The organism is Streptomyces sp. NBC_00525 (assembly GCF_036346595.1).
Taxonomy (GTDB): domain Bacteria; phylum Actinomycetota; class Actinomycetes; order Streptomycetales; family Streptomycetaceae; genus Streptomyces.
In genome coordinates this window covers 2,797,002-2,817,299 of record NZ_CP107834.1, presented here as the reverse complement: position 1 = coordinate 2,817,299, position 20,298 = coordinate 2,797,002, and the positions used below count along the sequence as shown (strand labels likewise).

Annotated in this window: 16 protein-coding genes and 3 tRNA genes; 10 read left to right on the top strand and 9 right to left on the bottom strand. The window is 73.0% G+C overall.

Going from position 1 to position 20,298, the window contains the following annotated elements; genetic code table 11:
• The first annotated feature begins 43 nt into the window (after window positions 1–43).
• From OG710_RS12505 to OG710_RS12485, 5 genes are all read left to right on the top strand, one after another.
• Window positions 44–2,287, top strand: coding sequence for a DNA polymerase III subunit gamma and tau (locus OG710_RS12505; protein ID WP_330239398.1), 2,244 nt, complete (start codon window positions 44–46; stop codon window positions 2,285–2,287).
• A 245-nt stretch (window positions 2,288–2,532) separates the two neighbouring features.
• Window positions 2,533–3,801, top strand: a complete 1,269-nt coding sequence (gene purD, locus OG710_RS12500) for a phosphoribosylamine--glycine ligase (protein ID WP_330239397.1) — start codon at window positions 2,533–2,535, stop codon at window positions 3,799–3,801.
• A 243-nt stretch (window positions 3,802–4,044) separates the two neighbouring features.
• Window positions 4,045–5,970 carry a hypothetical protein gene (locus OG710_RS12495; RefSeq protein ID WP_330239396.1) on the top strand — a complete coding sequence of 642 codons (1,926 nt, stop codon included), beginning with the start codon at window positions 4,045–4,047 and terminating at the stop codon, window positions 5,968–5,970.
• A gap of 174 nt (window positions 5,971–6,144) precedes the next feature.
• The gene (locus OG710_RS12490) at window positions 6,145–7,605 is read left to right on the top strand and encodes a N,N-dimethylformamidase beta subunit family domain-containing protein (protein ID WP_330239395.1); all 1,461 of its coding nucleotides are present in this window, start codon (window positions 6,145–6,147) and stop codon (window positions 7,603–7,605) included.
• A 116-nt stretch (window positions 7,606–7,721) separates the two neighbouring features.
• Window positions 7,722–8,636, top strand: a complete 915-nt coding sequence (locus tag OG710_RS12485; RefSeq protein ID WP_330239394.1) for a phosphoribosylaminoimidazolesuccinocarboxamide synthase — start codon at window positions 7,722–7,724, stop codon at window positions 8,634–8,636.
• A 113-nt stretch (window positions 8,637–8,749) separates the two neighbouring features.
• Here the strand turns inward: OG710_RS12485 and OG710_RS12480 are convergent.
• The 8 genes from OG710_RS12480 to OG710_RS12445 all read right to left on the bottom strand — a co-directional run bounded on the left by OG710_RS12480 (window position 8,750) and on the right by OG710_RS12445 (window position 13,395).
• Window positions 8,750–8,822: transfer RNA gene (locus OG710_RS12480), tRNA-Gly, on the bottom strand.
• 22 nt (window positions 8,823–8,844) lie between these two features.
• Complete coding sequence (locus OG710_RS12475; RefSeq protein WP_330239393.1) at window positions 8,845–9,456, bottom strand: response regulator transcription factor; 612 nt, start codon at window positions 9,454–9,456, stop codon at window positions 8,845–8,847.
• Window positions 9,453–10,778, bottom strand: coding sequence for a sensor histidine kinase (locus tag OG710_RS12470; RefSeq protein WP_330242229.1), 1,326 nt, complete (start codon window positions 10,776–10,778; stop codon window positions 9,453–9,455). Before OG710_RS12470 ends, OG710_RS12475 begins: the two co-directional genes overlap by 4 nt.
• A 17-nt stretch (window positions 10,779–10,795) precedes the next feature.
• Complete coding sequence (locus tag OG710_RS12465; protein WP_330239392.1) at window positions 10,796–11,599, bottom strand: ABC transporter permease; 804 nt, start codon at window positions 11,597–11,599, stop codon at window positions 10,796–10,798.
• Window positions 11,596–12,540, bottom strand: coding sequence for an ABC transporter ATP-binding protein (locus OG710_RS12460; protein WP_330239391.1), 945 nt, complete (start codon window positions 12,538–12,540; stop codon window positions 11,596–11,598). The genes OG710_RS12465 and OG710_RS12460 overlap by 4 nt, the downstream gene beginning before the upstream one ends.
• 147 nt (window positions 12,541–12,687) lie before the next feature.
• Window positions 12,688–12,763: transfer RNA gene (locus OG710_RS12455), tRNA-Gly, on the bottom strand.
• Window positions 12,764–12,844: 81 nt separating this feature from the next.
• Window positions 12,845–12,916 (bottom strand) — tRNA-Gly (locus OG710_RS12450).
• 143 nt (window positions 12,917–13,059) lie between these two features.
• On the bottom strand, window positions 13,060–13,395 hold the full coding sequence (locus tag OG710_RS12445) for a histone-like nucleoid-structuring protein Lsr2 (RefSeq protein WP_199564808.1): 336 nt from the start codon (window positions 13,393–13,395) through the stop codon (window positions 13,060–13,062).
• A gap of 386 nt (window positions 13,396–13,781) precedes the next feature.
• Between OG710_RS12445 and purS the strand changes: the two genes are divergently transcribed.
• The 3 genes from purS to purL are packed head-to-tail and all read left to right on the top strand — an operon-like array spanning window position 13,782 to window position 16,965.
• A complete protein-coding gene (purS, locus tag OG710_RS12440) occupies window positions 13,782–14,042 on the top strand; it encodes a phosphoribosylformylglycinamidine synthase subunit PurS (protein ID WP_018521910.1) in 261 nt (86 codons plus the stop codon).
• On the top strand, window positions 14,039–14,719 hold the full coding sequence (gene purQ, locus OG710_RS12435) for a phosphoribosylformylglycinamidine synthase subunit PurQ (protein WP_330239390.1): 681 nt from the start codon (window positions 14,039–14,041) through the stop codon (window positions 14,717–14,719). The genes purS and purQ overlap by 4 nt, the downstream gene beginning before the upstream one ends.
• Window positions 14,716–16,965 (top strand): phosphoribosylformylglycinamidine synthase subunit PurL, encoded by a 2,250-nt coding sequence (purL, locus tag OG710_RS12430; RefSeq protein WP_330239389.1) that lies wholly within the window; start codon window positions 14,716–14,718, stop codon window positions 16,963–16,965. The genes purQ and purL overlap by 4 nt, the downstream gene beginning before the upstream one ends.
• A 68-nt stretch (window positions 16,966–17,033) precedes the next feature.
• Here the strand turns inward: purL and OG710_RS12425 are convergent, their stop codons facing one another.
• Window positions 17,034–18,590, bottom strand: a complete 1,557-nt coding sequence (locus tag OG710_RS12425; RefSeq protein ID WP_330239388.1) for an MFS transporter — start codon at window positions 18,588–18,590, stop codon at window positions 17,034–17,036.
• 123 nt (window positions 18,591–18,713) lie between these two features.
• On the opposite strand from OG710_RS12425, the gene OG710_RS12420 reads away from it, so the two are divergent.
• Both OG710_RS12420 and OG710_RS12415 read left to right on the top strand, forming a co-directional pair.
• The gene (locus OG710_RS12420) at window positions 18,714–19,352 is read left to right on the top strand and encodes a TetR/AcrR family transcriptional regulator (RefSeq protein ID WP_330239387.1); all 639 of its coding nucleotides are present in this window, start codon (window positions 18,714–18,716) and stop codon (window positions 19,350–19,352) included.
• A gap of 128 nt (window positions 19,353–19,480) precedes the next feature.
• Complete coding sequence (locus OG710_RS12415; RefSeq protein WP_330239386.1) at window positions 19,481–20,281, top strand: maleylpyruvate isomerase family mycothiol-dependent enzyme; 801 nt, start codon at window positions 19,481–19,483, stop codon at window positions 20,279–20,281.
• Window positions 20,282–20,298: the final 17 nt, after the last annotated feature.

Genomic DNA, 20,298 nt, shown 5'->3' with positions numbered 1-20,298 from the left:
GGCGCGGGTGGGGTTGTCAGTGCGCCCCGATAACCTCGTAGGTGTGTCGTCCCTTGCGCTGTACCGCCGCTACCGCCCCGAGTCGTTCGCCGAGGTCATCGGTCAGGAGCATGTCACTGACCCGCTCCAGCAGGCCCTGCGGAACAACCGGGTCAATCACGCGTACCTGTTCAGCGGCCCGCGGGGCTGCGGCAAGACGACGAGTGCGCGCATCCTCGCCCGCTGCCTGAACTGCGAGCAGGGGCCCACGCCCACTCCCTGCGGCGAGTGCCAGTCCTGCCGGGACCTCGCGCGCAACGGGCCGGGGTCGATCGACGTCATCGAGATCGACGCCGCTTCGCACGGTGGCGTGGACGACGCCCGTGATCTGCGCGAGAAGGCGTTCTTCGGGCCGGCCTCCAGTCGTTACAAGATCTACATCATCGACGAGGCCCACATGGTGACCTCGGCGGGGTTCAACGCCCTGCTGAAGGTGGTGGAGGAGCCCCCGGAGCATCTGAAGTTCATCTTCGCGACCACGGAGCCCGAGAAGGTCATCGGCACCATCCGTTCGCGCACCCACCACTACCCCTTCCGGCTGGTGCCGCCGGGGACGCTGCGCGACTACCTCGCCGAGGTCTGCGGCCGGGAGAACAGCCACGTCGACGAGGGCGTCCTGCCGCTCGTCGTACGGGCCGGTGCCGGGTCCGTACGTGACTCGATGTCCGTCATGGACCAGCTGCTCGCCGGCGCGGGCGACGAGGGTGTGACGTACGCCATGGCGACGGCCCTCCTCGGTTATACGGACGGCTCCCTGCTCGACTCCGTCGTCGACGCCTTCGCGGCGGGCGACGGGGCCGCCGCCTTCGAGGTCGTGGACCGGGTCATCGAGGGCGGCAACGATCCGCGCCGCTTCGTCGCCGACCTGCTGGAGCGGCTGCGCGACCTGGTGATCCTCGCCGCCGTCCCCGACGCCGGGGAGAAGGGGCTGATCGACGCGCCCGCCGACGTCGTGGAGCGGATGCAGGCCCAGGCGTCCGTGTTCGGGGCCGCCGAGCTGAGCCGCGCCGCCGACCTGGTCAACCAGGGGCTCACGGAGATGCGCGGCGCGACCTCGCCGCGCCTCCAGGTCGAGCTGATCTGCGCCCGGGTCCTGCTGCCCGCCGCCTTCGACGACGAGCGCTCGCTCCAGGCCCGGCTCGACCGGCTGGAACGGGGCGCCTCCTTCGCCACCACCGGCCCCGGTCCCGCCATGGGGTACGTCCCCGGCCCCGAGGCCCTCGCCCACGCACCGGCCCCCGCCGCCCCGCAGCCGGGCGCCGGGCCCGCCGCCGCGCGCGCCGCCGTCCGGGGGGACGCGCCCGCGCCGCAGGCCCCGTACGGGCAGCAGCCCCCCGCCCCGGCCGCCGCGCAGGCCCCGGAGCCCCCCGCCCCGTACACGCAGGCTCCGGCCGACCCGCAGGCCCCGCCCGCAGCCCCCGCGCCCACCCCGCCCCCCGCCGATGCGCCCGGCTCCGGGCAGCGGCCCGGGGCGTGGCCCGCCGCGGCCTCCGCGCCCGCGCCCGCCGCCGACCAGGGACGCCGCCCCGGCGGCTGGCCCACCGCCGCCGCGCCCGGCAGGGGCCCCGCCCCGGCGCCCACGCCCGCCCCGGCCGCGCCCGTCCCCGCGCCGCAGAGCGCCCCCGCCACCTCCCCCGAGACCGCGCCGGGCATGGCGCAGGGCGCGGGGCAGGTGCGCAACATGTGGCCCGACATCCTGGAGGCGGTGAAGAACCGCCGACGTTTCACGTGGATCCTTCTCAGCCAGAACGCCCAGGTCACCGGGTTCGACGGCAGCACCCTGCAGATCGGCTTCCTCAACGCCGGAGCGCGGGACAACTTCGCGAGCAGCGGCAGCGAGGACGTGCTGCGGCAGGCCCTGGCCGAGCGGTTCAACGCGCAGTGGAAGATCGAGGCCATCGTGGACCCGTCCGGCGGCGGGCAGCCCGCGCCGCCGCCGTCCGGGGGGCAGCGCCCGTACACTCCGCCGCCCGCCCCGCAGCGGCCCGCCGCCCCCGCGCCGCAGTCGTACGAGCAGCGGCCCGCCCCCGCCCAGCCTCCCGCCGCCCCGCCGCAGCCGGGCGGCTCCGGGGCCCCGGCCGGGCCGCCGCCGGCCGCCGCCGCTCCCGAGCCGCCCAGGGCCGTGGCGCCCGAGGACGACATCCCGGAGGCCGACGACCCCGACCTGGTCGACTCCGCGCTCTCCGGGCACGAGCTGATCGTCCGCGAGCTGGGGGCCACGGTGGTGGAGGAGTACACGAACGAATAGCCCGCCGGCACCGACACCCTTCCGAACGCCGAACGCCGAACGCCGAACGCCGAACGCCGAACGCCGGACACCGGACACCGGAACCTGGCGCCGAACGCCGAACGCCGGACTCCGGAACCTGACGCCGGGCACCTGACACCCGGCGCCCCGACGTGCCGCCCCCGCCCCCGGCGCGGCACGCGCCCCCGTGTCCACGGATCGGCGGCCGTCCGGGCCCGCGCGTCCCGGCGGCTAGGCTGCACCCCGTGAAGGTCCTCGTCATCGGCGGCGGCGCCCGCGAACATGCCCTGTGCCGCTCTCTGTCCCTCGACCCCGAGGTCACCGACCTGTACTGCGCCCCCGGCAACGCCGGTATCGCAGAGGTGGCCGAACTGCACCAGGTCGACGCCCTCGACGGCGCTGCCGTCGCGCACCTCGCCACCGAGCTGGGTGCCGATCTGGTGGTCGTCGGCCCGGAGGCGCCCCTCGTCGCCGGGGTCGCCGACGCCGTGCGCGCCGCCGGCATCGCCTGCTTCGGCCCGTCCGGCGAGGCCGCCCGGCTGGAGGGCTCGAAGGCGTTCGCGAAGGACGTCATGGCCGGCGCGGGCGTACCGACCGCCCGCAGCTACGTGTGCTCCACGCCCGCCGAGATCGACGCCGCCCTCGACGCCTTCGGCGCGCCGTACGTCGTCAAGGACGACGGGCTGGCCGCCGGCAAGGGCGTCGTCGTCACCGAGGACGTCGAGGCGGCCCGCGCCCACGCGCTCGCCTGCGACCGGGTGGTCATCGAGGAGTTCCTCGACGGCCCCGAGGTGAGCCTCTTCGCGATCACGGACGGCACTACCGTGCTGCCGCTCCAGCCCGCCCAGGACTTCAAGCGCGCGCTCGACGGCGACGAGGGCCCGAACACCGGCGGCATGGGCGCGTACTCCCCGCTGCCGTGGGCCGACCCCAAGCTGGTGGACGAGGTCCTGGAGTCGGTGCTCCAGCCGACCGTCGACGAGCTGCGCCGGCGCGGTACGCCCTTCTCGGGGCTGCTGTACGCGGGCCTCGCGATCACCTCGCGCGGTGTACGGGTCATCGAGTTCAACGCCCGGTTCGGCGACCCGGAAACCCAGGTCGTCCTGGCGCGCCTGAAGACGCCGCTGGCCGGCGTGCTGCTCGCGTCCGCCAACGGCTCCCTGGACCAGCTGCCTCCGCTGCGGTGGAGCGAGGAGGCGGCCGTCACCGTGGTCATCGCCTCGCACAACTATCCGGGGACTCCCCGTACGGGTGATGCGATCGAGGGGCTCGACGAGGTCGCGGCGCAGGACGCCCCGCACGCGTACGTCCTGCACGCCGGCACCCGCCGCGAGGGCGACGCGGTCGTCAGCGCGGGCGGCCGGGTGCTGTCCGTGACGGCGACGGCCGAGGACCTCGCGGGCGCCCGCGAGCGCGCCTACGCGGCGGCGGCCAGGATTCGGCTGGAGGGCTCCCAGCTGCGTACGGACATCGCCCGCAAGGCCGCCGAGGACGCGGCAACCGCACGGGCCTGATCCGGCCAAAAACGAGGGCCTCGCCCCCGTACCCCGTAGGCCCCCCACACCTCAACACCTTTGCCCAAAGCCATTCCATCGAGTGACGGCTGAGCCATCCGGATGACGCCCGCCGCACCCCCAACTAGGGTGCGGCGCAGGCGTTCCGGCACTTGGCCCACCGGCATTGCGATGTCAGGGGCCGGTGCCACAGTGGGGGAGTGAGCAACACCGCCGTGGGGGCAGAGGGGGTGAGGTCCAGCCATGTCCGGTACCGGTACGGGTGAGGAGCCGGGCGCGCGTGCGGCGCGGGTCCGGGCGCTCGCCCTGCTGCGCATTCGCGGCAGGGCGACGGCGGCCGCGCTGCTGCCCGCGGCGCTGGCCGCGGTGCTGTTCGCCGCCGGGGCGCGGGGATTCGCGAGCGGCGACGGCTGGGACGCGGCCCGCTGGGCGGTGGCCGCCTGCGCGCTCGTCGTCCTGCTGATCGCGGCAGCCGTCGCGATCGCGGTCGCGCGGGCGAAACCTGCGGTCAGCCCGACCGTCCCGCTGAGCGAGACGGCGGCCCCCGACCTCTACCGCCTGGTCCGTGAGCTCGCGGACCGGCTCGACGTGCCCGCGCCCGCCGCGATAGCGCTCACGCCCGACTGCGACAGCTGGCTGGAGGACCGCGCCCGCCCGGCGGGCGGTGGCTCCGCCGGGCGCGCCGAGGCGGCCCCGGTGCTGGTCATCGGGTCGCCGTTCCTGTGGTGGATGCGGGTCGGCGAGCTGCGCGCGGTCCTCGCCCCGGTCGTCGCGGGTACGAGCTCGTCCGCCCATCCCGACATAGCCGCCGCCCGGCGCTTCGTCCGGGGCCTCGACGGGGCCGTCGCGGACGCGGCCGCCCCCGGCCGGGGGCCGGTGGGCCGGGTGCTGCGGCTGCCGCGCGCCTTCGTCGGCCGGATCGCCCGGATGCTGCTGCGCAGCTGCCGCGGCCACGCCGCCGAGATGGAGCGGGGTGTGGCCGCCGCCGCCTCCACGCGCGCCCAGGCGGTGGACTACGGGGTGCGGATCGTCGCGCAGGAGCAGGTCGGCCTCGCCTACGCCGGCTGGGACCGGCTGCTCACCCGGGTCGCGCTGCCCGCCTGGCGGATGGGCCGCTGGCCCTCGCAGCTGGACGCGGGCGTCGTCTGCGCTCTCACCGAGCTGTCCCGCCGCGACCGGCTGGCCGAGGGGTACGCCTCCCGGCTCGGCGAGCGCCCCGCCTGCGACCTCCTGGAGGAGCCCGGCGCGGCCGACGAGGCGGTCTCCCTGCTGGCGGCCCGGCTGTTCCACGGCGGCCCCGCCGGGGTGGGCGCCGACTGGGCGCCGGTGGACTGGCAGCAGTACCCGGACGAGGTGGTCGACCGGAAGTGGCGCTCCGAGGCGGCCCGTCTGCACCGGGTCCTGGACGCCCTGGGCGACGACGGAGTGCCCACGCTGGCCCGCGTCGTCGACCACCTGGAGGCGGCGGAGAGCGGTGGCGAGGCGCTGGCGGCCGGGATCACCGCGGCACTGGCCCGCGAGGAGGCGGCGGACCGGGCGGGAGCCAGGGGAGCGGACGGGCCCGGTACGCCCCGGCCCGGTGCTCCCGCGGCCGCTGCCCCGGTACAGGACGCCCCCGTGCAGAGCGCCCCCGTACAAGACGCCCCCGTACACGGCGCCCCCACCGGCGCGGACGCGCCCGCGCACGCCGGAGCCCACAGCGCGGAGGGGGCTCACGGCCACGCCGTGCACGCCGGTACGGACGCGCACAGCGCGGAGGCGCACTCCGGCGCGAGCGCCCCCACCCCGAGCGTCCCCACTCCGAGCGCCCCCACCCCGAGCGCCCCCACCGGCTCCACGGCCCCCGCCCACCATCCCGCCCGCGAGGACCTTCTCGCCCCCTGGGGCCCCGACCCCCTCCCCCTCTTCCCGCTGCAGCCGCCCCGTACCGGGATCGACCTGCTCGTCGACCACGTCGCGGCGATGGTCTGCTGTGCCGCCGTGGACACGGCGGGGGCCGCCCCCGGGCTCGACTGGCTCGACGGGCCCGCGCTGCTCGTCGGCGGGGAACGCGGGGCGGACCTGGGGAGCCCGGTGCTCAGCCTGATCGAGGACGGTGACGCGGGCCCGCTGCGGTCCTGGCTGGACGCGGTCGGCGTACGCGTCGACAAGCCCGTACGCCTGGTCTGACCCGACCGGTCGCCACCGGCACGGAACGGAGGTAACCGGAGCATCGAGTTCCGTTAAACGTCAATTCGCGACGAACGGTGACGGAGTGCGTGCGTTATGTGATGTGCTGGGGAACGGCGCCGACTGCCGGCGCGTCACTGTTGTTCCGGGGGTTGTGAGGGAGGGGGAGCGTCAATGGGGGCGGAACAGATCCGTCGGTGGGAATCGGGTGCCTTGGCGCACGCCGTGACCGATCCTTTCGGCCAGGGCCCGCTGCCCTGGCTGCGCGGCAGCGAGAACTACTTCGACGACACCGGGCAGATCGTGCCCTGGTACGCGGACCCCACCCTGCACCGCTCCACGGACGGCGGCACGCGCACCGCCGACGACGTGCACCGGCAGATCAAGGGCTTCACCTCCACCGGAGCCGCCGCCCCCGGTGAGGCGATCGACTTCCACATCACGGTGGACCCGCCCCAGCAGTTCACCGTGGACGTCTACCGGATCGGCCACTACGGGGGCGACGGCGCCTCGAAGATCACCACGAGCCCCCGGCTGTCCGGCATCGTCCAGCCGGCCCCGCTCACCGCCGACCGCACGGTCTCCTGCCACCACTGGTGGCTGTCCTGGCGGCTGCAGATCCCGTCCTACTGGTCGATCGGCGCGTACGTCGCCGTGCTCACGACGCTCGACGGCTACCGCTCCCACATCCCGTTCACCATCCGCGACGACCACCCGGCCGACCTGCTGCTGGTGCTCCCGGACGTCACCTGGCAGGCGTACAACCTCTACCCGGAGGACGGCCGGACCGGCGCCAGCCTCTACCACGCCTGGGACGAGGAGGGCCGGCTGCTCGGCGAGGAGGACGCGGCGGTCACCGTCTCGTTCGACCGCCCCTACGCCGGCGCCGGCCTCCCGCTGCATGTGGGACACGCGTACGACTTCATCCGCTGGGCCGAGCGCTACGGCTACGACCTCGCCTACGCCGACACCCGCGACCTGCACGCGGGCCGGGTGGACCCGACGCGCTACCGAGGCCTGGTCTTCCCCGGCCACGACGAGTACTGGTCGGTGCCCATGCGCCGTACGGCGGAGCGCGCCCGCGACCACGGCACCTCGCTGGTCCACCTCTCCGCCAACACCATGTACTGGCAGGTCGGCCTCAAACCCTCGGCGTCCGGGGTGCCCGACCGGCTGCTGACCTGCCGCAAGCGCCGGGGCCCCGGCAAGCCCGCGCTGTGGCGGGAGATCGACCGCCCGGAGCAGCAGCTGCTCGGCATCCAGTACGCGGGCCGGGTGCCCGAACCGCATCCGATGGTCGTGCGGAACGCGGACCACTGGCTGTGGGACGCCACGGGCGCCGGCGAGGGCGACGAGATCGCGGGCCTGGTGGCGGGCGAGGCCGACCGCTACTTCCCGCGCACCACGCTGCCCGAGCACGACAACCGCATCCTGCTCGCCCACTCTCCGTACCAGGACGGCGAGGGCGTGCTGCGGTACCAGGAGACCTCGCTGTACCGGGCCCCGTCCGGCGCGCTGGTCTTCGCCTCGGGCACCTTCGCCTGGTCCCCGGCGCTGGACCGGCCCGGCCATGTGGACGCGCGCATCCAGCGGGCCACCGCCAATCTGCTCGACCGGATCTGCAAGCGGGCCTGAGCGCGGGCGTTCCGCAGCGGGTCGCCGGGCCACCCGGTCGGCACCCCTCCGCAGCCGGGCGTTCCCGGATACGGGAGAATCGGAACCGTTCCTGGATCAACCTACGCGGAGGCAGCGTGTCCGGATTCGTAGAAAAGCCCGAGCCCGTGCAGGTACCGGGACTCACCCACCTGCACACCGGCAAGGTGCGCGACCTGTACCGGAACGAGGCCGGTGACCTCGTCATGGTCGCCAGTGACCGGATCTCCGCGTACGACTGGGTGCTGCCGACCGAGATCCCGGACAAGGGCCGCGTTCTGACCCGGCTGTCGATGTGGTGGTTCGACCAGCTCGCCGACCTGGTGCCCAACCATGTGCTGTCCACCGAGGTGCCCGCCGGGGCGCCCGAGGACTGGGCCGGGCGCACGATGATCTGCACGTCGCTGCGGATGGTCCCGGTCGAGTGCGTCGCCCGCGGCTACCTCACGGGCTCCGGCCTGCTGGAGTACGACGCCTCGCGCACCGTCTGCGGCATCGGCCTGCCGGACGGCCTGGTGGACGGCTCCGAGCTGCCGGGCGCGATCTTCACGCCCGCCACCAAGGCCGCCGTCGGCGACCACGACGAGAACGTGAGCTACGAGGAGGTGGCCCGCCAGGTCGGCACGGAGACCGCCGCCGCGCTGCGCCGGACCACCCTGGACGTGTACGGCAGGGCCCGCGACATCGCGCGCGAGCGCGGGATCATCCTCGCGGACACCAAGTTCGAGTTCGGCTACGCGCCCACCGCGGACGGCGGCGAGCAACTGACCCTCGCCGACGAGGTCCTGACCCCGGACTCCTCCCGCTTCTGGCCGGCCGCCTCCTGGGAGCCGGGCCACGCCCAGCCGTCCTACGACAAGCAGTTCGTCCGCGACTGGCTGACCTCGCCGGCCTCCGGCTGGGACCGCAGGAGCGAGCAGCCGCCCCCGGCCCTGCCCCAGGAGGTCGTGGACGCGACGCGCGCCAAGTACGTGGAGGCGTACGAGCTGCTCACCGGCACCCCCTGGCAGTAGGAGCGACACCTCGCCGGCCGGACCCGGAGCGGGCCCCGGTCGGCGGGGACTCCCGGCCGGGAGCGTACGGACACGAAGAAGCCCCGACCGAAAGGCCGGGGCTTCCTCAACCGAGCGGACGACCAGGTTCGAACTGGCGACCTCAACCTTGGCAAGGTTGCGCTCTACCAACTGAGCTACGTCCGCAAGCGCCGAAGCGCGAGACCTACTATACCCAACCCCGCTGCCGTGCGAGACGCACCGCCGCATGACGGTTCTCGGCCCCGAGCTTCGTGGCCGCCGCGGACAGGTAGTTGCGTACGGTCCCCTGCGACAGCGAGGCCCGTTCGGCGATCTCCGCGACCGACGTCCCGTCGGCTGCCAGCTCCAGCACCTCGGTCTCGCGCACGGTCAGCGGCGAGTCCCCGGCGGCGATGGCGTCCGCCGCCAACTCCGGGTCCACATAGCGGTTTCCCGCGTGCACGGTGCGGATGATGCCGGCCAGCTGACGGGCGCTGACGGTCTTCGGGACGAAGGCCCGCACACCCGCCGCGAGGGCCCGCTTGAGATGGCCGGGCCGGCCGTGGCTGGTCACGATCATCGTGCGGCAGTCCGGGAGTTCGGCCCGCAGCGATGTGGCCACACTCACACCGTCCGCCCCCGGCATCTCCAGGTCCAGCACCGCCACGTCCGGCCGGTGCGCACGGGCCATGGCCAGCGCCTCCGGCCCCGTCGCCGCCTCCGCGACCACCACCAGGTCCTCCTCCATCGCGAGGAGGGCGGCCAGCGCGCCCCGGATCAGATGCTCGTCGTCGGCGAGCAGCACCCGTACCGCGGTCATCGTCTTCCTTCCAGCAGGCCGCGTCCCGGCCCCACGATCACGCCGGGGGCCACCGCGGTCCCCGGCGGCATTCCCCGCTTGCGGCGGCCCTCCGCCTCGGTCAGCGGGATGCTGGCGGTCAGATGGAAGCGGCCGTTCTCCGCGAGCCCCGCCTCCAGCGTGCCGTCCAGCGCGCCGAGCCGTTCCCGGAGGCCGGCCAGCCCGGAGCCGGCGGTGCCCGACGCGGGCGCGGCAACGGCGGCCGCCGCGCCGTCGTTCTCCACCCGGAGCACCGCGGCGTCCGCTGTCGTGGTCACCCGGATCACGCACGCGCGCGGGTCGCCGTGGCGCAGCACATTGGTCGCCGCCTCCCGGACCACCCAGCCGAGCGCCGACTGGACGGGCGCGGGCAGCCGCTCCCCGCCGTCGCCGGTCACCGTGCACTCGATGCCGGCCGCGTTCAGCACGCCCTTGGCACCGGCCAGTTCGGTGGTGAGGTCGGCCTCGCGGTAGCCGCGTACCACATCGCGCACCTCCTGCTGGGAGGCCCGCGCTATCCGCTGCACCTCGACCATCTGCTCCACCGCCTCCGGCCGGCCGCGCTGCGCCAGCTCCACCGCGAGTTCGCTCTTGAGGGCGATCACCGCGAGGTTGCGGCCCAGCACGTCGTGCATGTCCCGGCCGAACCGCAGCCGTTCCTCGGCGACGGCGAGCCTGGCCTGCACGTCCCGCGCCTCCTCCGCCTGCCACATCACGCTCATGCTCCAGGCGCTGGGCCGGATCGAGATCAGCATCAGCACACAGCCGAAGAGGCTGCACGGCACCACGGCGGCCAGCGTGCCGCCCCGGACCCCCGCCACCGCGAGTGCCCCGGTGATCAGGGCGGTGAGGCCGAGCGACTCGATCAGGAAGCGGCGGATCGGCACCAGCAGGACGCGTGTGATCACGAGGGCCACCGGGGCGTTCAGCGCCATGAGCAGCAGCCCGGCGCCGTGCACCCCGTCCACCCCGGCCAGCACCGCCAGCAGCCCGATGGCCAGCAGCAGGAGCGCCACGGGTGCCCACAGGCGCCGCTGGGGGAAGACGGAGGTGCCGAGGTAGTGCTCGTACGACGCCGGGAGGTTGAGGTTGCTCAGCAGGCACTGCGCCAGGCTCGCCAGGAGCAGCGCCGCTCCCAGCGCCAGCGGAAGGGGTGCATGGCGGATGTCCGACCCGAAGGGCACCCCCTGCCAGGCCAGGGCGAAGAACCAGGGCATCACGGAGATGGTGAACCGTGAGTACAGGTCGATCCGCTCCAGCTTGCTGCGCTCCTGCCAGCTGCGGCGCCAGCCCCGTACCCGGATCACGCCCCACCTCCCTTTCAGCGTCGCGGTTCCCAGCGGAACCACCGCTGCACAGCAAACACGGCGAGTGCGGTCCAGGCCAGCCCGGTCAGCGCGGCGCCGATCAGGTCGGAGCTCTCGGGGATGCCGAACCAGCCGGCCCGGATCAGGGTCATCACGCCGGTCACGGGCAGGAACTCGCAGAACGCCGCGAGCCGGTCCGGGAAGACGTCTAGCGGGACGAAGAGGCCCGAACCCATCATCGAGACCAGGAACAGCGGAAGGGTCGTCAGCTGGGCCGTCTGCACCGTGCGCGTGACGACGGAGGTGACGGCGGCCAGGGCCGTCAGCAGCACCATGCCCAGCAGCAGTCCGACCAGCAGCAGGTCCGGGCGTTCGGGGGCGCCGAGGTCGAAGAAGAACGCGCCGGCGGCGACGATCACCGCGCTCTGCGCCAGCGCGAGGGCGGCGGAGGGCAGGGCCGTCCCGGTGAGGATCTCCCGGTCCGTGATCTCGCCGGTGCGCAGCCGCTTCAGGACCAGTTCCTCGCGCCGGGCGACGTAGGCGGCGGCCATGTTCATGTAGAGGGCCTGGATGAGCACCACTCCGATGCCGCCCAGGAGTGCGGCCCCGGCCATGGTCAGGCCGGTGCCGTCGAGGTCGATGTTCTTGAACGCCGACCGCATGGACATGATCATCGCCGCCGGCATGAACAGCGCGACGAAGATCGCCGTCCGGTTCCGGGCGAGCAGTGCCAGCTCGGCGCGCCCGAGGGCGGTCAGCCGGCCCAGGGCCGTGGTGCGGGCGGCGGTGTCGGCCGCAGGGGTGGTCGCGGTGGTCATGGAACGGGTACCTCTTCGGTTTCGGCGGCGGACCTCGCGATGTCGAGGAACGCCTCTTCGAGCGAGGCCGCGCGGGCGTCGAGCTTGTGCAGCACGACGTCCGATTCGGCGGCCCAGCGCAGCAGTTCGGCGAGGGAGTCCTGGAGGCGGAACGTGCGGATCTCCACCCGGCGGCCCTCGGCGGCGGCGTGGAGGACCAGGGGCAGCCGTGCGGCCGGTACGTCGTCGGGCAGCTCGAAGCGGATGCGGGCGGGGCGGGCGGCCGTCACCTCGGCGGGGGTGCCCGCCGTGACGATCCGGCCCCGGTGCATGATCGCGAGCCGGTCCGCGAGGGCCTCCGCCTCCTCCAGGTAGTGCGTGGTGAGCAGGACCGTGGTGCCCTCCTCCTGGAGCCGGCGGACCAGCTCCCAGGTGTCGCGGCGGCCCTCGGCGTCCAGGCCGGTCGTCGGCTCGTCCAGGAAGAGCACCTCGGGCCGGCCGAGCAGGGCCAGCGCCAGGTCGAGGCGCCGCCGCTCACCGCCCGAGAGCTGCTTGACCCGGACCCGGCCGCGGTGGCCGAGGCCGACCAGCTCCAGGGCCTCCGCGGTCGGCCGGGAGTCGCTGGTGCAACCCGCCCACATCCGTACCGTCTCGGCGGCCGTCAGTTCCGAGGGGAAGCCGCCCTCCTGGAGCATCACGCCGATGCGGGGGCGGACCGCCGCGCGCTCGCCGTACGGGTCGTGGCCGAGGACCTGGATCCGGCCGCCGTCGGGGCGGTCCAGGCCCTCCAGCAGCTCGACGGTGGAGGTCTTGCCGGCGCCGTTCGTCCCGAGCAGGGCGAACAGTTCGCCACGTGCCACCGAGAACGAGACGCCGCTCACGGCCTCGAAGCCGCCGTCGTAGCGGCGGCGGACGTCCTCCGCCTGGATCACGCACTCACGGGCCATGTCGTCGCTGGTCATGACTTCAGATTCCCCCTGCCGGAAGGCCGGGGGCAGTGCGGGCTGTCACCACCCCGCATGACAAACGTCATGGCCGACGGCGCACGGGGGCCGCGTACATGAATGCACGAAGAAGGCCCCGGTCGAAATGACCGGGGCCTTCTTCAGTGGAGCGGACGACCAGGTTCGAACTGGCGACCTCAACCTTGGCAAGGTTGCGCTCTACCAACTGAGCTACGTCCGCATTGCTGCCACTCGGCTTTCACCGGTGGAGCGATCACTACCCTACCTGATCCACCGGAGTGGTCCTGCAGGAGTGATGCAGAGCGGGTGACAGGAATTGCACACTGCGCCTTCCCCCTGGAAGGGGGATGTTCTGCTACTGAACTACACCCGCACGCTGCGTGGGGTTCGGCCTTTTCGGCCTTGCCCCTCGGCGTGCTCCAGACTCTAGCCGACCTGCGGGGGTGTTGCGCAAGTCGGCTCCCCCGCAGGTCCCCGGTGCGGCCCCCGCCGGGGCCGGCCGAACCTGTTGAGGAGTTAACTCGCTTCCCGGAACGCCTCGTAGACGCTCTTGGGGATGCGCCCCCGGGCCGGCACGTCCATCCGGTGCGAGCGCGCCCAGGCGCGCACCGCCGCCGGGTCGGGCGCCAGCGCGGTGTGCCGGTACGGAACGGGCGCCTTGCCGCTCTTGCCGGTATTTGTCTGCTTGCGACCGGCCGCCATGTACGGGGCCAGGGCGTCGCGCAGTTTCTTTGCGTTGGACTGATTGAGGTCGATCTCGTACGACTTCCCGTCCAGGGCGAAGCCGACCGTTTCCGCCGCCGCTCCCCCGTCGATGTCGTCGGAGAGTGTGACCACTACGCGCTGCGCCACGGATATCGGTCCTTTCCTACGGCATCGACGCGTCTGACATGCGCCGATGCCGGCCTTCCGGCTGTGAGCGCGGATGCGGGCCGACTGTTGTCGGTGCTCCGGGGCAATGCTGCATTCCCCGGTAATCATTTGTACAGCGGGAGGGACCGCATTGTGAAGCCCGCCCAATTACCTGCGCGTGTCCGGGCGCTATGCGAGTGGCCCTTGAGCATTTGTTTCGCGGCTTTTCCGCCGTCCGGTGATCGTTCGAAATCTGAGTGTGATCTATCCCGTTTGATATCTACCCGCGTAGAATTTCCGGCCAGGTACGCTGAGAGGACCCGCGGGGGTCCGGGGTACCCCCTCCGGAGAAACAGCCGCACCACACCACCACACCGGGAGTGCCAGTGGCACGCGTCGTAGTCGACGTCATGCTCAAGCCCGAGATCCTCGACCCGCAGGGACAGGCGGTGCAGCGCGCACTGCCCCGTCTCGGCTTCGAGGGAATCGCGGACGTACGTCAGGGAAAGCGTTTCGAGCTGGAGGTCGAGGGGCCGGTCGATGACGCCGCCCTCGCCCGTATTCACGAGATGGCGGAGACCTTCCTCGCCAACACCGTGATCGAGGACTTCACCGTGAAGGTGGAGAACGCCGAGGAGTCGAAGTGACCGCTCGTATCGGAGTCGTCACCTTTCCGGGCACGCTCGACGACCAGGACGCCCTGCGGGCCGTACGGGTCGCGGGCGCCGAACCCGTATCGCTGTGGCACCGCGACAAGGACCTGCACCAGGTCGACGCGGTGATCCTGGCCGGCGGATTCTCGTACGGCGACTATCTGCGCGCCGGAGCCATCTCCCGGTTCTCGCCGGTCATGGAGACGCTGATCGAGCAGGCGAAGGCGGGCCTGCCGGTCCTCGGCATCTGCAACGGCTTCCAGGTCCTCACCGAGGCGCACCTGCTGCCCGGCGCGATGCTGCGCAACAACCACCTGCACTTCGTCTGCCGCGACCAGACGCTGCGCGTCGAGAACGCGGGCACCGCCTGGACCTCGGACTACGCCGAGGGCCAGGAGATCTCCGTCCCGCTCAAGAACATGGACGGCCGCTACACCGCCGACGAGCGCACGCTCGACGAGCTGGAGGCGGAGGGCCGCGTCGCCTTCCGGTACGTGGGCCGCAACCCCAACGGCTCGCTCCGCGACATCGCGGGCGTCACCAACGCCGCGGGCAACGTCGTCGGTCTGATGCCGCACCCGGAGCACGCGGTGGAGCCGCTGATCGGCACCGGTCGCACCGACGGTCTCGGTTTCTTCACCTCGATCATCAAGAAGCTGGTCAACGCATGAGCCTGGACACGGTCGAGCACGCGGCCGAAACCCCGGACACCGAGCAGCCCTGGAAGGAACTCGGCCTCAAGGAGGACGAGTACGCCCGCATCCGCGAGATCCTGGGCCGCCGCCCCACCGGCGCCGAGCTCGCCATGTACTCCGTGATGTGGTCCGAGCACTGCTCCTACAAGAGCAGCAAGGTCCACCTCAAGCAGTTCGGCGAGAAGGTCCCCGCCAACGACGCCATGCTCGTCGGCATCGGTGAGAACGCCGGTGTGGTCGACGTCGGCCAGGGGTACGCGGTCACCTTCAAGGTGGAGTCGCACAACCACCCCTCGTACATCGAGCCCTACCAGGGCGCGGCCACCGGTGTGGGCGGCATCGTCCGCGACATCCTCGCCATGGGCGCCCGCCCGGTCGCCGTCGTGGACCCGCTGCGCTTCGGCGCCGCCGACCACCCCGACACCAAGCGCGTCCTGCCGGGCGTCGTCGCGGGCATCGGCGGGTACGGCAACTGCCTCGGCCTGCCGAACATCGGCGGCGAGGTCGTCTTCGACGCCTGCTACCAGGGCAACCCGCTCGTCAACGCCGGCTGCATCGGCGTGATGAAGCACGAGGACATCCACCTCGCGAAGGCCTCCGGGCCGGGCAACAAGGTCATCCTGTACGGCGCCCGCACCGGCGGCGACGGCATCGGCGGCGTCTCCGTGCTCGCCTCGGAGACCTTCGAGTCGACCGGCCCCGCCAAGCGCCCCGCCGTCCAGGTCGGTGACCCGTTCCAGGAGAAGCTCCTCATCGAGTGCACCCTGGAGATCTTCAAGGAGAAGCTCGTCGCGGGCATCCAGGACCTCGGCGGCGCCGGGCTCTCCTGCGCCACGTCCGAGCTGGCCTCCGCGGGCTCCGGCGGCATGCGCGTCGAGCTGGACACGGTGCCGCTGCGCGACTCCTCCCTCTCGCCCGAGGAAATCCTCATGAGCGAGTCGCAGGAGCGCATGTGCGCCATCGTCGAGCCGCAGCACGTGGACCGCTTCCTGGAGATCTGCGAGAAGTGGGACGTCATCGCCACCGTCATCGGTGAGGTGACCGAGGGCTCCCACCTGGAGATCTTCTGGCACGGCGAGCAGATCGTGGACGTGCCGCCGCGGTCCGTCGCCCACGAGGGCCCGACCTACCACCGCCCGTTCGCCCGCCCGTCCTGGCAGGACGCGCTGCAGGCCGACGACGCCGGCAAGCTGGCCCGCCCCGCTAACGGCGCCGAGCTGCGCGAGCAGGTCCTCAAGCTGGTCTCGTCGCCGAACCAGGCGTCGAAGTCCTGGATCACGGACCAGTACGACCGGTTCGTGCAGGGCAACACCGTCCTCGCGATGCCGGAGGACGCCGGCATGGTCCGCATCGACGAGGAGTCCAACCTCGGTGTGGCCATGGCGACCGACGGCAACGGCCGGTACGCCAAGCTCGACCCGTACACCGGGGCGCAGCTCGCGCTCGCCGAGTCGTACCGCAACGTCGCCGCCACCGGCGCCAAGCCGCTCGCGATCTCGGACTGCCTGAACTTCGGTTCGCCCGAGGACCCGGACGTCATGTGGCAGTTCGCCGAGGCCACCCGCGGTCTCGCGGACGGCTGCCTGGAGCTGGGCACCCCGGTCACCGGCGGCAACGTCTCGCTGTACAACCAGACCGGTGACACGGCGATCCACCCGACGCCGGTCGTGGCCGTGCTCGGTGTGATCGACGACGTCACGCGGCGTACGCCGGTCGCCTTCGCGCAGGAGGGCCAGCTCCTCTACCTGCTGGGCGACACGCACGAGGAGTTCGGCGGCTCGGCCTGGTCCGAGGTCGTCCACGGCCACCTCGGCGGCATGCCGCCCAAGGTGGACCTGGGCCGCGAGAAGCTGCTCGCCGAGATCCTGATCTCGGCCTCCCGCGACGGCATGATCGACGCGGCGCACGACCTGTCGGACGGCGGCCTCATCCAGGCGGTCACCGAGTCCTGCCTGCGTGGCGGGAAGGGTGCCCGGCTGGTCGTGCCGGACGGCCTCGACGCGTTCACGCTGCTGTTCTCCGAGTCCGCGGGCCGCGCGGTCGTCTCGGTGCCGCGCAGCGAGGAGCTGCGGTTCAACGACATGTGCGGGGCGCGCGGTCTGCCCGTGACCCGCATCGGTGTCGTGGACGGCGAGGAGATCGACGTCCAGGGCGAGTTCAGCATCCCGCTGAGCGAGCTGCGTACGGCGCACGAGGAGACGATCCCGGCGCTGCTGGCGTAGTTCCCGCACCGCTCGTACCGAAACCCCCCGACCGGCTCGTCCGGTCGGGGGGTTTCGCGCTGCGGCGGTCAGGCCGTCGTACGGGGGCCGGGCAGCCGGGTCGCCAGGATCAGGGCGAGGACCATGGCCCCGGTGGCGCAGGCGAAGACCGCGCCGGTGGAGGAGACGAAGGCGTCCAGGGCCTCCTCGCGGGCCCGGCCGGTGAGCCGGGCGATGTCGCTGGTGGTGCCGCCGGGGCCCTGCGCGGCGTACACCCTGCTGAGAACGGCTCCGAAGAGGGAGGCGCCGAGCGCGGTGCCCAGGGTCTGGAAGAAGCGGACTCCGGTGGTGGCGACGCCCAGCCGGCCGGGCGGGGCGGTGTCCTGGACGAGTTCGATCAGCTGGCCGATGAGCTGGCCGAAGCCGATGCCCATGAGCAGCAGCGCGCCGCGCACCGTCCACAGGCCGGTGTCCGTGTCGAGCGTGGTCAGCAGGGCGAGGGCGGCCGCGGCGGAGACGGTGCCGCTGACGACGAAGGTCTTCTGCGACCAGCCGGCCGCCACCAGCCTGCCGGAGACGAGGCCGACGACGGTCATGCCGATCGCCATCGGGACCAGGAAGAGTCCGGCGGAGGTCGCGGCGACCCCCCGGACGACCTGGAGGTAGATCATCACGTAGACGATCGAGCCCATCATCGCGACGCCCACGAGCCCCTGGATCGCGAAGCCGTAGCGCATGGTCCGCAGCGCGAAGAGGGAGAGCGGCAGGATCGGTTCGGCGGCCGTGGCCTGGCGCCACAGGAACAGTCCGAGCGCGACGGCGGCGGCGAGGGCGAGCGCGGTGATGGTGGGCGAGGTCCAGGCGTACTCCTCGCCGCCCCACTCGGTGACCAGGAGCAGCGCGGTGGAGAAGGCGGCGGCGAGGGCGGCGCCGAGGAAGTCGATGCGGTGGCGCGTCGTGCGGGCGGGGAGCTCGACCACGAGGGCGGCGGTGACGAGGACGGCGATGCCGACCGGCAGGTTGACGTAGAAGATCCAGCGCCAGCCCGCGTGGTCGGCGAGGGCGCCGCCGAGCCAGGGGCCGAGCGCCATGCCCGCGCCGGCGATGATCCCGCCGATGTTGCCCTTCTTGTCACCCCCCGTCCCTCCGCCGGTGCCCTCCTTCTTCGCTCCGGCCGCCGAGATCTGGCGCAGGACGACCATGGTGACGCTCATCAGCCCGCCGCCCCCGGCGCCCTGGAAGGCGCGTGCGGCGATCAGCTCGCTCATCGACTGGGCCATTCCGCACAGTGCCGACCCGGTCAGGAAGGTGGCGAGCGCCCCGAGGAAGACCTTCTTGGAGCCGAGCGAGTCGCAGAGCTTGCCGTACAGCGGCAGCGCGGCGGTCGCGGCGAGCTGGTAGGCGGCGATCAGCCAGGGAATCCGGTCCACGCCGTGCACGGGGTCGAGGTCGCGGACGATCGGCACGGTGGCCGAGGACACGATGTTCGAGTCCAGCACCGCCAGCAGGATCGTGACGACGCAGAGCGCCACGGCGACCCTTGAGCCGCGACGGGCGGGCGGTCGGTCGGTGTTCGGTCGTTCGGCGTTCGGCCGTTCTGCGGTCGCCTCCAGCGGTGGTGCGGCGGCGGTCGTGGTCGCGGACATGGCATGGCCCCCTCCCCGGGCGGTGCCGAGGCGCACCACCGTGGTGCTCCCACTGTCGCGGTTATTTATGGACTGAGTCAAGTTTTCATCTCGGATAAATCTTCATCCTGGTACAGTGAGGTTATGACCGAGGGCATGGGCCTGCGCGAGCGCAAGAAGATCGAGACCCGGCGCCGCCTGCTGGCGGCCGCCACGAAGCTGTTCTCCGAGCGCGGGTTCGACCATGTCTCCGTCGCGGAGATCGCCGACGCCGCCGACGTATCGAAGATGACCGTCTTCAACTACTTCGACTGCAAGGAAGACCTGGTCTTCTCGCCGCTGGAGGAGCACGCGGACGACGCCGCGCGGGTCGTACGGGAGCGGGCTCCCGGCGAGTCGGCGGTCGCGGCGCTGCGCCGGCAGTTCGTCGAGGCCGTCGAGCGCCACGACCCCTCGGTGGGCATGGGCGACTCTCCGGTGGCGCTCGGCATCGTGCGGCTGATCATGGAGACGCCCGCGCTGCTCGCCCGCGCCCACTCCTTCTTCGTGCGCACCCAGGACCGGCTCACCGAGGCGCTGATCGAGGAGGGCGAGGACCCGGCCATGGCGCGCATCGTCGCCTGCCAGCTGCTCGGCACCCGCAACGCGCTGCTCACCGAGAACCGCAGGCGCCTGCTGGCCGGCGAACCGTCCGCCGCGGTCGCCGCCGACGCGGTCGTCCTGGCCCACCGGGCCTTCGACCTGCTGGAAAAGGGCCTCGGCGACTACGCGACCCGGAGCTGACGGGGGAGCGGGCCGCCGGCCCGACCTGACGGAGAACGGGAACGCCGCCCCGGCGGGAACGCCGCCCAGCGCCCCGCCGGCCCCGCCGGCCCGGCCGGCCTGTCGGTGCCGGGACGTAGGCTCCCCGCATGCCGCCTTCGCAGAAGCGAGCCCGTCGCTACGACCCGGCCAGGACCCGCGCCGCGGTCCTCGCCCAGTTCACGCACGTACGGGATGCCGTGCGCACCCTGACCCCGGAGCAGCTCGCCGCGCCGAGCGGCCTCGGCGACTGGACGGTGCGCGAGCTGGCCGCCCACCTCACGATGGCCCTGGACCACGTCAGCCGGACGCTTGAGCTTCCCGCCCCGGCCCTGGCCAAACCCGAGGTGTCCCTTCTGGAGTGGCCGTTCACCACGGCCTCCCGTGCCCCGGCCATCGCGGACGACACCGCCGCGCGGGCCGCCGCCCATCCCGACCTGGACGCGCTGTACGCGGAGGTCGCCGCCCGGTTCGAGGCCGCGGTCCCCGGCGCCTCCGACGACCGGCTGCTGGCCACCCGCGTGGGGGCGATGCGCCTCGGCGACTTCCTGGTCACCCGCACCGTGGAGCTGGTCGTCCACACCGACGACCTCAACGCGGCGACCGGGCTCCGCGTCCCGTACGACCGGCAGGCGCTCGCCGCGTGCAGCCGGCTCCTCGCGGACGCGCTGGCCGAGCGGGCGCCCGGCGGATCGGTGGAGGTCAGGGTGCCGCCGTACGCCGTGGTGCAGTGCGTTCAGGGCCCGCGCCACACGCGCGGCACCCCGCCCAACGTCGTCGAGACCGACCCGCTCACCTGGATTCGGCTGGCCACCGGGCGTACGGAATGGGCGCGCGAGGTCGAAGCGGCGAAGGTCTCCGCCAGTGGCGAGCGCGCCGACCTGTCGGACCTGCTGCCCCTGATGGGCTGACCGGCGCCACCCAGATG

Coding starts and splice junctions, on each gene's coding strand:
- OG710_RS12460 (WP_330239391.1), bottom strand. CDS start 12,540: ATGACCAGCGACGACATGGCCCGTGAGTGCGTGATCCAGGCGGAGGAC.
- OG710_RS12465 (WP_330239392.1), bottom strand. CDS start 11,599: ATGACCACCGCGACCACCCCTGCGGCCGACACCGCCGCCCGCACCACG.
- OG710_RS12490 (WP_330239395.1), top strand. CDS start 6,145: ATGGGGGCGGAACAGATCCGTCGGTGGGAATCGGGTGCCTTGGCGCAC.
- OG710_RS12425 (WP_330239388.1), bottom strand. CDS start 18,590: ATGTCCGCGACCACGACCGCCGCCGCACCACCGCTGGAGGCGACCGCA.
- OG710_RS12420 (WP_330239387.1), top strand. CDS start 18,714: ATGACCGAGGGCATGGGCCTGCGCGAGCGCAAGAAGATCGAGACCCGG.
- OG710_RS12475 (WP_330239393.1), bottom strand. CDS start 9,456: ATGACCGCGGTACGGGTGCTGCTCGCCGACGACGAGCATCTGATCCGG.
- OG710_RS12415 (WP_330239386.1), top strand. CDS start 19,481: ATGCCGCCTTCGCAGAAGCGAGCCCGTCGCTACGACCCGGCCAGGACC.
- OG710_RS12495 (WP_330239396.1), top strand. CDS start 4,045: ATGTCCGGTACCGGTACGGGTGAGGAGCCGGGCGCGCGTGCGGCGCGG.
- purL (WP_330239389.1), top strand. CDS start 14,716: ATGAGCCTGGACACGGTCGAGCACGCGGCCGAAACCCCGGACACCGAG.